The 13299-nt window shown below is 72.5% G+C and carries 8 protein-coding genes and 1 pseudogene; 2 read left to right on the top strand and 7 right to left on the bottom strand.

Annotation, left to right across the window (positions count from 1 at the left end; genetic code table 11):
• Nucleotide 1: 1 nt before the first annotated feature.
• Both FM051_RS34685 and FM051_RS34690 read right to left on the bottom strand, forming a co-directional pair.
• Nucleotides 2-2335 carry a phosphoketolase family protein gene (locus FM051_RS34685; RefSeq protein ID WP_158850886.1) on the bottom strand — a complete coding sequence of 778 codons (2334 nt, stop codon included), beginning with the start codon at nt 2333-2335 and terminating at the stop codon, nt 2-4.
• Between the two features lie 396 nt (nt 2336-2731).
• A pseudogene (locus FM051_RS34690) lies at nt 2732-2956 on the bottom strand (mycothiol transferase); the annotation flags it as partial.
• A 31-nt stretch (nt 2957-2987) separates the two neighbouring features.
• On the opposite strand from FM051_RS34690, the gene FM051_RS34695 reads away from it, so the two are divergent.
• Both FM051_RS34695 and FM051_RS34700 read left to right on the top strand, forming a co-directional pair.
• Nucleotides 2988-4124: an alkaline phosphatase family protein gene (locus FM051_RS34695; RefSeq protein ID WP_158850888.1), complete on the top strand. Its 1137-nt coding sequence runs from the start codon at nt 2988-2990 to the stop codon at nt 4122-4124.
• Nucleotides 4125-4232: 108 nt separating this feature from the next.
• The gene (locus FM051_RS34700; protein ID WP_158850890.1) at nt 4233-7790 is read left to right on the top strand and encodes a DEAD/DEAH box helicase; all 3558 of its coding nucleotides are present in this window, start codon (nt 4233-4235) and stop codon (nt 7788-7790) included.
• 126 nt (nt 7791-7916) lie between these two features.
• On the opposite strand, the gene FM051_RS34705 is transcribed toward FM051_RS34700, so the two are convergent.
• The 5 genes from FM051_RS34705 to argC are packed head-to-tail and all read right to left on the bottom strand — an operon-like array spanning nt 7917 to nt 13265.
• Nucleotides 7917-8687, bottom strand: a complete 771-nt coding sequence (locus FM051_RS34705) for an SDR family NAD(P)-dependent oxidoreductase (RefSeq protein ID WP_202919170.1) — start codon at nt 8685-8687, stop codon at nt 7917-7919.
• 9 nt (nt 8688-8696) lie between these two features.
• Nucleotides 8697-9617, bottom strand: a complete 921-nt coding sequence (locus tag FM051_RS34710; RefSeq protein ID WP_202919171.1) for a transketolase family protein — start codon at nt 9615-9617, stop codon at nt 8697-8699.
• Nucleotides 9596-10393: a 1-deoxy-D-xylulose-5-phosphate synthase N-terminal domain-containing protein gene (locus FM051_RS34715; protein WP_158850892.1), complete on the bottom strand. Its 798-nt coding sequence runs from the start codon at nt 10391-10393 to the stop codon at nt 9596-9598. Before FM051_RS34715 ends, FM051_RS34710 begins: the two co-directional genes overlap by 22 nt.
• The gene (locus FM051_RS34720; protein WP_158850894.1) at nt 10390-12267 is read right to left on the bottom strand and encodes a M20/M25/M40 family metallo-hydrolase; all 1878 of its coding nucleotides are present in this window, start codon (nt 12265-12267) and stop codon (nt 10390-10392) included. Before FM051_RS34720 ends, FM051_RS34715 begins: the two co-directional genes overlap by 4 nt.
• On the bottom strand, nt 12264-13265 hold the full coding sequence (gene argC, locus FM051_RS34725; protein WP_158850896.1) for an N-acetyl-gamma-glutamyl-phosphate reductase: 1002 nt from the start codon (nt 13263-13265) through the stop codon (nt 12264-12266). The genes FM051_RS34720 and argC overlap by 4 nt, the downstream gene beginning before the upstream one ends.
• Between the last annotated feature and the right edge of the window lie 34 nt (nt 13266-13299).

A 13299-nucleotide genomic window follows, 5' to 3' on the forward strand; every position in this document is an offset into this window, starting at 1 on the left:
GTCAACTCCACGTCCAGTCGGCGATCGCCGGGTCGTCCTCGCCGTGTTCGCGCGTGTGCTGGAGCGCCGACAGCCGGGCGTCCGACATGCGCTGGCGCAACGACGCCGCCGCGCCGCCCAGCGCGGGCACACGGTCGATCACGTCCATGACCAGGTGGAACCGGTCCAGGTCGTTGAGCATCACCATGTCGAACGGGGTGGTCGTGGTGCCTTCCTCCTTGTAGCCGCGCACGTGCAGGTTGACGTGGTTCCTGCGGCGGTAGGTGAGGCGGTGGATGAGCCACGGGTAGCCGTGGAAGGCGAAGATCACCGGCTTGTCGGTGGTGAACAGGGCGTCGAAATCGCGGTCGGGCAGGCCGTGCGGGTGTTCGGTGTCCGGTTGCAGGCGCATGAGGTCCACGACGTTGACCACGCGCACCTTCAGCTCCGGCAGGTGCTCGCGCAGCAGCTTCGCGGCGGCCAGCGCCTCCAACGTCGGGATGTCGCCCGCGCAGGCCAGCACCACGTCCGGCTCGCCCTCGGTGGTGCCCGCCCAGTCCCAGATGCCCAGGCCGCGCGCGCAGTGGGCGATCGCGTCGGGCATGTCGAGGTAGGTCAGCGCGGGCTGCTTGCCGGCCACGATCACGTTCACGTAGTGCCGGCTGCGCAGGCAGTGGTCGGCCACCGACAGCAGCGTGTTGGTGTCCGGCGGCAGGTAGACGCGGACGATCTCGGCCTTCTTGTTGATCACGTGGTCGAGGAAGCCGGGGTCCTGGTGGCTGAACCCGTTGTGGTCCTGCCGCCAGACGTGTGACGACAGCAGGTAGTTCAGCGACGCGAGCGGCGCGCGCCACGGGATGACGCGGGTCGTCTTGAGCCACTTGGCGTGCTGGTTGAGCATCGAGTCGACGATGTGGATGAACGCCTCGTAGCTGGTGAACAGGCCGTGCCTGCCGGTGAGCAGGTAGCCCTCCAGCCAGCCCTGGCACAGGTGCTCGGACAGCACCTCCAGCACCCGGCCGTCCGGCGCGAGGCGCTCGTCGCCGGGCACGGTCGCCGCACGCCACTTTCGGCCCGTCACCTCGAACAGCGCGGAGAGCCGGTTGGACGCGACCTCGTCCGGGCCCATGACCAGGAAGTTGTCCGGGTTGAGGCGCACCACGTCGCGGAGGAACGCGCCGAGCGCCTTCGTCGCCTCGTCGCTGTCGACGGCGGGTCGCTCCACGGTCACCGCGTGGTCGCGGAAGTCGGGCATCCTGAGGTCGCGCAGCAGCCGGCCGCCGTTGGTGTGCGGGTTGGCGCTCATCCGCCGGTCCCCCGTCGGCGCGAGGGCCCGCAGTTCGGGGATCAGCCGGCCGTTGTCGTCGAACAGCTCCTCCGGGCGGTAGCTGTGCAGCCACTCTTCCAGTTGGGCGCGGTGCCCGGCGTCGGTGCGGGTGGCGGCGAGCGGTACCTGGTGGGCGTGGAACGTTCCCTCGACCGGGTGACCGTCCACCTCTCGTGGTCCGGTCCAGCCTTTCGGGGTGCGCAGCACGATCATGGGCCACGGCGGGCGTTGTCTCGCGGATTTCATCTCGGCGATGTCGTCCAACACTGTGTCCAATGTGGACGCGAGCTGTTCGTGGACGGCCTTGGGCTCGTCGCCGACGACGAAGTGCGGTGTGTGGCCGTAGCCGCGCAGCAACGACGCCAGCTCGTCGTCCGGGATGCGCGCCAGCACGGTGGGGTTGGCGATCTTGTAGCCGTTGAGGTGGAGGACGGGCAGCACGACGCCGTCACGGGCCGGGTCGAGGAACTTGTTCGAGTGCCAGCTCGCGGCCAGCGGCCCGGTCTCCGCCTCACCGTCACCGACCACGCACAGCGCCAACAGGTCGGGATTGTCGAACACCGCGCCGTACGCGTGCAGGAGGGCGTAGCCCAGTTCGCCGCCTTCGTGGATCGAGCCGGGCGTCTCCGGCGCGACGTGGCTCGGGATGCCGCCGGGGAAGGAGAACTGGCGGAACAGCGCGCGCAGCCCGTCCAGGTCTTCACCGATGCCCGAGTAGACCTCGCTGTAGGTGCCCTCCAGGTAGGCGTTCGCGACCAGGCCTGGCCCACCGTGGCCGGGCCCGGTGACGTACAGGGCGTTCAGGTCGCGTTGCCGGATCGCGCGGTTCATGTGCGCGTAGAACAGGTTGAGGCCGGGGGTCGTGCCCCAGTGCCCGAGGAGGCGGGGTTTGACGTGCTCGGGACGCAGGGGTTCGCGCAGGAGCGGGTTGTCGAGCAGGTAGATCTGCCCGACGGAGAGGTAGTTGGCCGCACGCCAGTAGGCGTCCAGCAGGTCCAGGTCGTCCGCGGGGTGGTCGGTCGACGGCATGCACCTGACGCTAGCTCTGATCACCGACACCCGAAACTCGAGCCGTCGGACATCGAGCTCCTGCGACACGGCACGCCCCCGCGCACTGCCTGGTGACCGCACTGCCCGGTGACCGCGCCGGCCTGGAGTCTTGGACCCACATGGACGCCACCTGGCACGATCGGCTGCCGCCCGCACATGTCGATGCGGCCCGCTCGGGTGTCGAGCCACGCCGGTTCGTGCTCGCGGCCGGTGAACTGGGAGGCGTCGCCCGGGAGTTGGCGGGGCACCAGGCACTCGGATCGCGTCTTCGGGGCGTGGTGGAGGTGCATGCCGCCGTTGACGGTGCCCGGCCTGCACCGCCGATGCACCCTCGCGCCGGGCTGCCCGCGCACCGCTTCTACGGAGATGGAGCCTTCAGGCGCCGACCGTGCCGTCGATGCCTTCGCGCAGGAAGTCGGCGTGCCCGTTGTGCCGGGCGTACTCGTGGACGAGGTGGAGCATGACCAGGCGCAGCGACACCTCCTCGCCCCGGCGGGCCTGGTAGCCGGTGACGTCGAGGGATTCGGCCTCGCGCTCGATGCGCCGGGAGTGCTCGACCTCGGTCTGCCAGGCCTCGAACGCCTCGGTGGTCACGCCGGACATCATCACCCGCGGACTAGGGTCGTCTGCCATGGACCCGCTGGTGCCCCGGTACGGGGGCGGTTCGCTCGCCGACGTCGTGCCGTCGTTGCTCGCCGGGCTGGGGGTGCCCGGGATGGTCGACGTGCTGGGCATCTCCGGCCCGTCGCGGGTGTGCGTGCTGCTCGTGGACGGTCTCGGGTGGCGGTTGTTGCGCGAGCACGAGGCCGACGCGCCGTTCCTGGCTTCGTTGGCCGGTTCGCCGATCACGGCCGGGTTCCCGTCGACCACGGCGAGCAGCCTGGCGGCGTTGGGTACCGGGGTGCCGACCGGTGAGCACGGGTTGGTCGGGTACTCGTTCGCGGACGGGGACGAGGTGCTGAACGCGTTGCGGTGGACCCGGTACGGGGTGCCGGAGCACGTCGACCTGCGCACGGTGCTCGTGCCGGAGGACGTGCAGCCTCGGCGGACGGCGTTCGAGGTGGCGGCTGACGCCGGGGTGGCGGTGCGGCTCGTGCTGCCCCGGGACCAGCAGGGCAGCGGGCTGTCGCGGGCGGTGCTGCGGGGTGGGCGGTTCCAGGGTGTGCTCGGGTTCGGTGATCTGGTGACGCGGGTGTCGGAGGCGTTGCGGTCGGAGGACCGGGTGCTCTGCTACGCGTACCACGCGGACCTGGACGCGCTCGGGCACGTGTACGGGCCGGGGAGTGCGCCGTGGCGGTGGCAGTTGCGGTTCGTCGACCGGTTGGCGGCGGCGGTCGCGGACGGTCTGCCGCCCGGGGGTGCGTTGGTGGTGACGGCTGATCACGGGATGGTGCCGGCGGACGACCGGGTGGACTTCGACGCGGATGCCGTGTTGCAGGACGGTGTGCGGGTGCTGGGTGGTGAGGCGCGGGTCCGGCACGTCTACACGTCCGCCGTGGACGGGGTGCGGTCCCGGTGGACCGAGCGCTTGGGTGACCGGGCGTGGATCGCGTCACGGTCGGAGGCGGTCGCCGCGGGCTGGTTCGGCCCTCGGGTAGCGGACCACGTGCTGCCGCGGATCGGTGACCTGGTCGTGGCGGCGAGGGGTTCGCTGGCGGTGGTCCGTTCGGTGGTCGAGCCGGGTCTGACCACGTTCGTCGGCCACCACGGCTCGCTGACGGAGGAGGAGCAGCACATCCCGGTGCTGGTGGTCACCAACCCGGCCTGACGCGCCCCGCCCGCCGGCCTGCCGTCCAGGCCTCGTGGGCACCGCTCGGCATAGCATCACGTGTCGGCCGCCGGGGTCGACTGCCCGCGGCCGGGACGGAGGCGATGAGTGGAGGACGGGTCGCCCGTGGTGGACACGTCGGTCGCCGGGGTCGTGGAGGCCAGGTGGGGTGTCCGCCCGGAGCCCGCGATCGCGCGGTACGCCGAGCCGGGCTGGCAGCTGTCCCCGGTGCCCATCGAGCGCCGGTGCCCGAAGTGCGAAGGCGAGATCCACGGCCTGTACCGCGCCCACCCGGACCGGGGCCGTCAGCAGTTGCAGGCCGCTGTCGTGTGCCCCGCGTGCCCCGCGTCGTTCACGCTGCGGGAGTTGAAGCTCGCGCAACGTTCCGTGCTGGGCGAGCTGCGCCCGGACGCCGTGTCGCGCCGCCTGGCGGAAGACGCCCAGCTGGAAGCCCTGGCCCGCAGCTCCCGCACCGTCCGCCGGCCGACCGCGAAACCGCCCCAGAGCCCCCGCCAGACCCCGCCACGCGGACGTAAGCCCAGCTCCGCGGCTCCCGAGAGTGCCGACGTCACCGTTCCCGCGCCGGGACCGGATCTGACGCCGCGACCAGATGGGGATTCGGGGCAACGACCGGTGCCGCAGCGGAAGTCACCGCCGCGGACCAGCCCGAATCCGGAGCAGGGGTCAAGGCGGCGGGCCGAGGCGCCGTCAGGTCCACCCGACGCCGAGGTCGAGCCGGCGATCCCCGCAGCGAGCACTGCGACGAGCACCGCGACGAGCACTGCGGCAGCCGGCCCGACCCGGACGGCTCGGCGGGTTTCCACCGTGGCGATGGCGGCACGGATCCGGTCGATCCTCAGCGGCTCGGAGGTCGCGCCCACGACCCGGACGGCGGGCGCACCGGTGTTGCCACCGGCGTTGGCGGCGCTCGAATCGCGGCCCGTGTGGTGGTGCAAGACGGTCGACCCCGCGCTCGACGTGCCCGACATCCCGCCGGGGGTGGACGCGCGGGTCGTGTTGCCCGACCGCCCCGAGTTCGACCGGTTGCGGGCGCGTCTCGGCGAGGCCGGGGTGCCGTTCCGGGCCGTGCGGCACTGGTTGGAGCAGGAGGAGGTGTCCGCGACCTCCGCGTCGGCCTGGTTGTCCGATGTCGGCGGCGTGGTGCCGGAACGGTGCGAGGCGGTGGTCGGCGAGGGCGCCCGGGCGGCCCGCCTCGCCTTCGAAATGCTGTGGGACCTGCACGAACCGGTCGTCCCCGGCGACGTCCCCGACCCGGTTCCGGTGGAGCGGCACGTGCCGTCCGACTGGGCGCGGTTCCTGCCGTTTCCCGTGCTCAACCCCGCACAGGCGCAGGCCGCACCCCACCTGGTGGACGGCGACTCCCACCTGTTGATCACCGCACCGACCGGCGCGGGCAAGACCGCGATGGGCATGCTCGCCGTGCTCAAAGCCATCCTGGACGAGGGCCGCAAGGCCGCCTGGCTCGTCCCGCAACGCTCCCTCACCGACGAGCTCGACCGCGAACTGGAAACCTGGCGCAGCCAGGGCCTGCGGGTCGAACGCCTGTCCGGCGAGTACGCCGTCGACGTCGAAGCGGTCAAAGCGGCCGACCTGTGGGTCGCCACCACGGAGAAGTTCGAGGCGATCTGCCGCGCCAGCTCGCTCCAGGCCGCCCTCGGGGAGGTCGGTTGTCTGGTTGTGGACGAAATCCACCTGCTCGGCAGTCCCGGTCGCGGCGCGCTGCTCGAAGCCCTGCTGGCGCGCGTGCGCGGCACCGACTCACCGGTCCGGATCGTGGGCCTGTCCGCGACCGTCTCCAACGCCGCCGAAGTCGCCGAATGGCTGGAAGCCGACCTCGTGGCCACCACCTGGCGACCGTCCCGCGTCACGTGGCAGTTGCCGACGGTCCCGGCCGCCTCCGGGTTCGCCGCGAACAACCGCCTGCGCGAACAGGCCGTCCTCGACCTCACCCAGCGCCACACCGCCGAGGGCGGCAGCGTGCTGGTGTTCTGCGGCTCCAAGCGCAACGTCCGCTCCACCGCGATGGCGATCGCCGCCGACCGAGGCGCCCCCGTGCACACCGTCGCCGCCGACGACATCGACGGCCTGACCAAGGTCTGCGCGGAGGTCGGTGTTCGTATGCATTATGCAGACTACGAGCACAAACACGCCGCCGAACGGGCGTTCCGGGCACGTGAGGCAGACGTCCTGGTGGCGACGTCCACCGTGGCCGCCGGCGTGAACCTCCCCGCACGGGCGGTGATCGTGCGCGACGTCTCGATCGGCGGCGAACCGATCGACACCTCCACCGTGCTCCAGATGTTCGGCCGGGCCGGGCGCATCGGCGCAGGTGAGACCGAGGGCTGGTCGTACCTGGTCGTCGACGAGACGCAGCGCGCCGACTGGCAGACCCGGCTGGTGGCCGGCTACTCCGTCTACTCGCGCATCCGCGACTCGCTGCCCGACCACGTGCTCGCCGAAGTGCTCCAGGGCCGCATCGGCACGGTGGACGACGCGCAGGCGTGGTGGGTCGAGACGCTGGCGCACGCCCAGGGCGACGACGACCTCGAACCGGTGCAGGAGGCCGTGTCGTTCCTGGTGGACGAAGGTCACCTGACCTCGACCGACGGCCGGTTGACGATCACCGAACTCGGCCGGCTGACCGCGCGGATGATGGTGTCCACCCACACCGGTCACCGGCTGCGCCGCACCCTCGGCCTGCTGCCCGTGCCGCACGACCCGGACGAGGCGGAGAACGCGCTCAGCCTGGTGCTGTCGGTCGCGGTGCGGGACCTGGCCGGCATCCCGGTGCCGGAACCGGTGCGGCCGGCGGTGGCCACGGTGATCAAGGCGGGCGGCAAGACGTCGCAGATCACCAACACCACGTCGGTCAAGGGCCTGGGTTCGCAGACGACCACCGCGCCCGGCGACCTGGCCTGGGCGGCACTGCTGCTGGCGGCCCGCTCACCGCACCTGTTCGAGACCACGAAACCGGGCAGGTCGGGACGACGAGTGGCAGGCGGCATCCCGATGGCCACCCTGCACCCGGTGTACGAGCAGGCGCCGCGGTTCCTGGCGTGGCTGGCCGCGCAGGGCGTGCTCGGCACCGTGCACCCGTGGATCGCCGTGGTGGCCGCCGACCTCGACCACCGCGTCCGCTGGCGGCACCTGGCACCGGTCCGTGGCGCGGGCAGGCTCCTGTGGATGTGCGAGGAGATGGCCACCCGCGCCCACCTGCGGGACGTCGTGCCGGACCTGTGGCGCACGGCGGTCGCACGCGGCGTCCGCGCACCGGACTGGCAGCCGGGCCGTTCACCGGCGGGCTGCGTCCTCGACCACGCCGGCTACACCGCCCTGCTGCGCGAACGCACCACCAACTACACCCTCACCGCGCACGACGACAACGCCACCGTCACCAACGGCACGGGCGCGACCGCCATCGCCTGGCGAGGCCGTACCTGGACCACGCCCGCGACGTCAGCGTCGACCATCACGTACCCGGAGAACGACGAGCCGACAGAGACCGAAACGGGAGTAGCCGTGTTCACCCGACGCGGCGACTACCGGGCCACGGGCTGGCTGGCCACCTACACCGGCCTGACCACCGAAACCGAAACCCCACCACCACCCGCACGCCCACGCCGAAGCCTGGGCGCCCGCCGCTGAGCCTCGGGTGCCTCAGGCGAAGTCCGCGCAGGCGAGGTGCGTGCCGCACGACCGGCAGCGGAAGGTACGCGGGAGGTGGGTTCCGAGACAGGAAGACTCACCGGTACGTCGTGCGCGGACGGTGAGTCAGAGCAGGCCCCGGCTCGCGCCGCCGTCGATCGGGATCACCGCGCCGGTGATGAACGCGGCCCGGGGACTGGCCAGGAACGCCGCCAGCGCGCCCAACTCCGCCGTCTCACCCACCCGACCCACGGGGATGTCCGACGCCAGCCCGGCCAGACCGTCGGGCAGGGTCGATGCCCACGCCTCCAGCTCCGGTGTCCGCGTCATCCCCGGCGCGAGCACGTTCACCGTGATGCCCTCCGCCGAGACCTCCTGCACCAACGACTTCGCGTACCCCAACAACCCGGGCCGCACGGTGTTCGACAGCGCCAGGCCCTCGATCGGCTGCTTCACCGACTGCGACGTCACGAACAACACCCGCCCGTACCCGTTGCGCCGCAGGTGCGGCAACCCGGCGGACACCAGCGACACCGCCGACAACAGGCTCAACTCCAACGCCGCCCGGTAGTCGGCCACGCCGTGCGACGACGCCACACCCGACCCCGGCCCGCCGGCGTTGGTCACCACCACGTCCAGCCGCCCGTGCTCGGCGGCCACGTCATCCGCCCACGCCCGCACGGCCTCCTCGTCGCGCACGTCCAGCGACACCCCGCCGACCGTCCCGGTCGGCGACACCGCCTTCAGCTCCTCCACGGCCGCCGCCAGCCGATCCGGCGACCGACCGGCCACGGACACGATCGCCCCCTCGGCCGCCAGCTCGCGGGCGATACCCAACCCCAGGCCACTCGTCGCCGCGGCGACCAACGCCACGCGACCGCTCAGTCCCAGATCCACACATACCCCTCAGACAACGGCCAGCAGATGTGCCAGGTCCAAGCCCAACCGCCCCAGCACCTCGCCATGATCGCCGCCTTCGGACGGCCACGCCATCCCCGCGTTCACGCCGACCACCGAAGCCGAAGGCATCAGCAGCGCCAACGTGCTCGCCACCCCGCCGGTGGGCCGGTGCTCCTCCACCACGACGAACCGCGTGTACCGGGACGACCGCAGCTCCTCGGCCGCCTCCGACAACGACGCGTGATCCAGAAAACACAGGTGCGCGTGCCCCGACTCCGGCCGCTCCGCACTCGCCTCCAACGCCAGCGAAGTGCCGACCTCACCCACCGACACCAGGCACACGTCGGACGACCCGGGCTGAACCCAGTTCACCAGAGGCGGCACGTCACCGTCCCAAGGCAGGCTCACCGCCGCCGCGTTCCGCCCGGTCCGCACGTAGAACGGCCCCGAACCGGCGGCAGCCGCACGGATCACCGCACGCGTCTCCGCCTCACCGTAGGGCGCGGCGATGGTGATCCCGGGGAAGCTCTGCACCACCGCCAAGTCCTCCAGGCAGTGGTGCGTGGTGCCGAACCACGCCCCCGACACACCGGCATAAGGCGCGACCACGACCACACCGGCGCCCATGTACCCCATGCCCAGCTTCATGCTCTCCGCCGCGCGCAAGGTGGCGAACGGCGCGAACGTGCTGACGAACGGCCGGTACCCCGCCGACGCCAGTCCCGACGCCATGTCGATCATCGTGGCCTCGGCGATGCCGAGGTTGAAGAACCGGTCCGGGTGCGCTTCCGCGAACGGGTGCTTGCGCCCACCGAGATCCGCCTCGAAGCACAACACCCGCGGGTCGTGCCGGGCCAGTTCGGTCAGCTCGTCGCGGTACGCGTCCCGCCCGGACAGCACGGCGGTCACCTGATCATCCGCTTCCACTTGGCCGCCCTCGCCGCGTCGATGGTCACGTAGTGCGCGCCCGGCTTGCCCTCCACCGGCGGCACGCCCTTGCCCTTCACGGTGTGCGCGATCACCGCACGCGGCCGGTCGCCGACCTCACCGCCCAGCACCGCGCGCAACGCCCCGATGTCGTGGCCGTCCACTTCGGACACCGCGAACCCGAACGCGGCGAAGCGGGCGCCCAGGTCCGGCAACGGCGAGATGTCCGCCACCAGGCCGTCGTTCTGCCCGCCGTTGCGGTCCACGACGACCACCAGGTTGCCCAACCGCCGCGCGGCGGCGACCTGGCACGCCTCCCACACCAGCCCTTCCTGCAGCTCGCCGTCACCGGTGACCGCGATGCCGAGCCCGGACCCGCCGGACAGCCGCTGCGCGAACGCCCACCCCGCCGCGTACGGCACGCCGTGCCCGAGGCTGCCGGTCGGGAACCGCACACCGGGCACCGCCGGGCTCGGGTGGCCGGTGTAGTGGTGGCCCGCCAGCCCGTACAGCGGCGCGGGGTTCTCCGCCAACCTCCCGGACACGTGCAGCGCCGCGTACAACGCCGCCGCCGCGTGCCCCTTGCTCAGCACGACCTCCGTGCCGTCGTCCGCCGAGGCCCGGTCGAACGCGGCGACGAGGATGTCCAGCACGGACAGGCTCCCGCCCAGGTGGCACCCGGTCGGCTGGGCCGCCATGTCCACGACCAGCCGGCGCGCCAGCACCGCCCGTTCCCGCAGCACCTCCACCGAGGTGCCTGCCAACGTCCCGGTCATCCTGCCGCCCCCGTCAACGTGATCCAGTGCCCGACGGCATCGGCCAACACGGCCCGCGCGGCCAGGTAGTCGGCCCCGGTGATCCGCTCGTCGTCGGTGTGGTCGAACGCCGAGTCGCCCGGCCCGTAGGCGACCATCGGCACGTCCCGCCACGTCGTGGCGAGCGTGTTCATGTCGGACGTGCCCTTCTTCACCAGGTACCTCGGCCGCAGCCCCTGCTGCCCGAACGCCCGGCCGAACGCCTTGGCCAGCACGGTCGACCGCTTGCCCGCGTGCCCCGGCGTGCGCCGCAGCACCTCCACCGACGCATGCCCGAAAGAGGCGTGCACCGAAGCGTGCCCCAGGGCCGCGGCGGTGATCGCGTCCAGGTCCGCGCCGGGCGGGACGCGGAAGTTCAGCACCGCTTCCGCCGTGTGGTGGTCGTGCCGCTGCGCGCTGGACAACGAGATCAGCGCGCTCAACGCCTCGGGCACGAGCTTGAGCACGTCGTCCCGGATGTCCTGGGCCAGTCCGACCACGGCGTCCGGCGCGGACACCGCGTCCTTGCCCGCCGAGTGCCCGGTGGGCGTGCGCACGGACAGCCCCAGCTTGAACAACCCGAAGTAGCCCAAGGTCAACGCGTCCACACCGCTCGGCTCGCCGACGACCACCGCGTCGGCCGGGTAGTGGTCGCGGACGTGGAACGCGCCGCGCGAGGACGACACCTCCTCCTCCACCGCCCCGACCACCCGCAACTGGTACCCCGGCGGCACGTCGCAGGCGGCCAGCACCTCGACGAAGTTGGCCAGGCACCCCTTGGCGTCCACGCTCCCGCGCCCGAACAACGCGTCGCCGTCCCAGCGCACCGGCCAGTGGAACGGCACGGTGTCCAGGTGGCCGAGCATCAGCAACCGGCGCGGCACGCCTCCGCCGACGGCCTCGCCCCTGGTCGCGACGAAGTTGCCGACCTCGTCCACGAACGCGTCGATCCCGCGCTCGGCGCACCACCCGACCAGGTACCGGGCCAGCTCGCCCTCGTCGTGGGACACCGACGGGATGGCCACCACCCGGTTCAACAGGGTCAGCTCCGCCCGAGGCGGGCGTTCCGGCCAGAACCGGCTGGTGCCGGCCGGGTTGTGCAGGGTGTGCGGTCCGGTGATGGCGACGTCCGCGCTGCCGAGGAGCGCCAGTTCGGCGGCCCGGACCTTCTGCCGCATCCGGCCGCCCGCGTGCCCGCCGCCCTCGCCGGGGTGCACGTCGGTGATCGTCGTGGCCGGGTCGTCCTTGTCGGCGAGCAGCCCCGGCGTGCCGGTGACCAGCCGCAGGTGGTCGGCGTGCAGGACGTTGGACAGCTCGGCGGCCAGCACGTCGGCGTCCACGTTCAGCGGCGTGCCGCCGTCGGACGCCGCCACCGGCGGTGACAGCACCACGACGTCGTAGGCGTCGAGCAGCGCACCGAGCCGTGCGACGTCCACCGACGTCACCGTGCCGATGCGGTGGTCGCGGACGATCCGCTGCTTCCCCTCGACCGACGCCCGCAGCGGACCGGCCGGGGTGGCGGTGACCAGCCCGGACGCCCCGGTGGCGGTGAACACCGCGAGCCCGTGCGCCGACAGCCCGGACCGCGCACCGGGCAGCGTGACCCGCTCGTACGCGTCCACGAGGTGCGCCATCTCCTCGGGCGTGCAGTGCCGGACCTCGTCGCCGTTGCGCAGCCGCAACATCGGCACCTCGCGCCCGATCGCCCGGTAGTGCGCCGCGATGCCCGCCGCGCCACCGGCGACGACCAGCACCCGTGCCCGCCCGGCCAGTTCGGCGACCTCGGCGAACACCGAGGGGTGCGCCAGGGTCGCGCTGCCGAGCTTCACCACGTGCAGGGCCACGCGCGGCGTCATGGCGCCACCGCCGTGAACGGCAGACCGGTGTGCTCGGGCAGGCCGAACACCTGGTTCATCGTCTGCACCGCCTGCCCGGCCGCGCCCTTGATCAGGTTGTCCAGGGTGGCGATGGTGACGCACCGGTCGCCCTGCACCTGCGGCGCGACCTCGGCGACGTTCGACCCGACCACCGTCTTCAACGCCGGCAGGCCGTGGTTGCGGACCCGGACGAACGGCGTCCGCCGGTACGCCTTGACGTACGCGCGCTTGACGTCGACCTCCGACACACCCGGCCGCAGCCGTGAGTACGCCGTCACCAGGATGCCGCGCGCCACGTCCAGGCTGTGCGTGGAGAACTGGAGGTCCACGTCCACCCCGGTCAGCGAGCGCAGCGCCTCGGCCACCTCGGGCCCGTGCCGGTGGCCGTGCGGCTTGTGCGCCCGGAAGTTGCCGAACCGGTCGGCCGGGTGCTCCGACGACGTCCGGCCGCCGCCGCTGGACCCGGTCTTGGCGTCCACCACCGGGTCCGGCTCGATCAACCCCTCGGCCAGCAGCGGGTACAGCGCGTAGATCGACGTGACGGCCATGCACCCGGGCAGGTTCAGGAACCTCTCGCCGGGCGCGGCGAACTCCGGCACGTGGTAGGCGAACGGCTCGGTCCACGACGCCGACTCCGGGTAGTGCCTGGCCGCCGCGACCGGATCGGTGAGCCGGAAGTCACCGGCCAGGTTGACCACGTGCTTGGCCCGTTCGGCCAACAACGGCATCCGGCCGGGAAGCTCACCGCCCGGCAGGCAGCCGAACGCGATGTCCACATCGGACAGTTCGGCCAACGGCCGCAGCTTCACCCCAGCGACCGCCGGGTGGTTGCGCACGGCGGGCAGCACCCGGTCCACCGGCTTGCCCGCGCTGCGCTCCGACGACAGGAACGCCAACTCCGCGTGCGGGTGGTCGAGCAGCAGCCGGACCAGCTCCGCCCCGGTGTACCCGCTGGCCCCGACCACCGCGACCCGCACCCGCTCAGCCCGCCCAGCGCGCTCCGCCTGCCCA

Source organism: Saccharothrix deserti (assembly GCF_009769385.1).
In the GTDB taxonomy this organism is placed as follows: Bacteria; Actinomycetota; Actinomycetes; order Mycobacteriales; family Pseudonocardiaceae; genus Actinosynnema; species Actinosynnema deserti.

What these genes read in the sequence shown, in the direction of transcription:
- FM051_RS34685 (WP_158850886.1), bottom strand. Translation starts at nt 2,335, where the DNA reads ATGCCGTCGACCGACCACCCCGCGGACGACCTGGACCTGCTGGACGCC.
- FM051_RS34695 (WP_158850888.1), top strand. Translation starts at nt 2,988, where the DNA reads ATGGACCCGCTGGTGCCCCGGTACGGGGGCGGTTCGCTCGCCGACGTC.
- FM051_RS34715 (WP_158850892.1), bottom strand. Translation starts at nt 10,393, where the DNA reads ATGACCGGGACGTTGGCAGGCACCTCGGTGGAGGTGCTGCGGGAACGG.
- FM051_RS34720 (WP_158850894.1), bottom strand. Translation starts at nt 12,267, where the DNA reads ATGACGCCGCGCGTGGCCCTGCACGTGGTGAAGCTCGGCAGCGCGACC.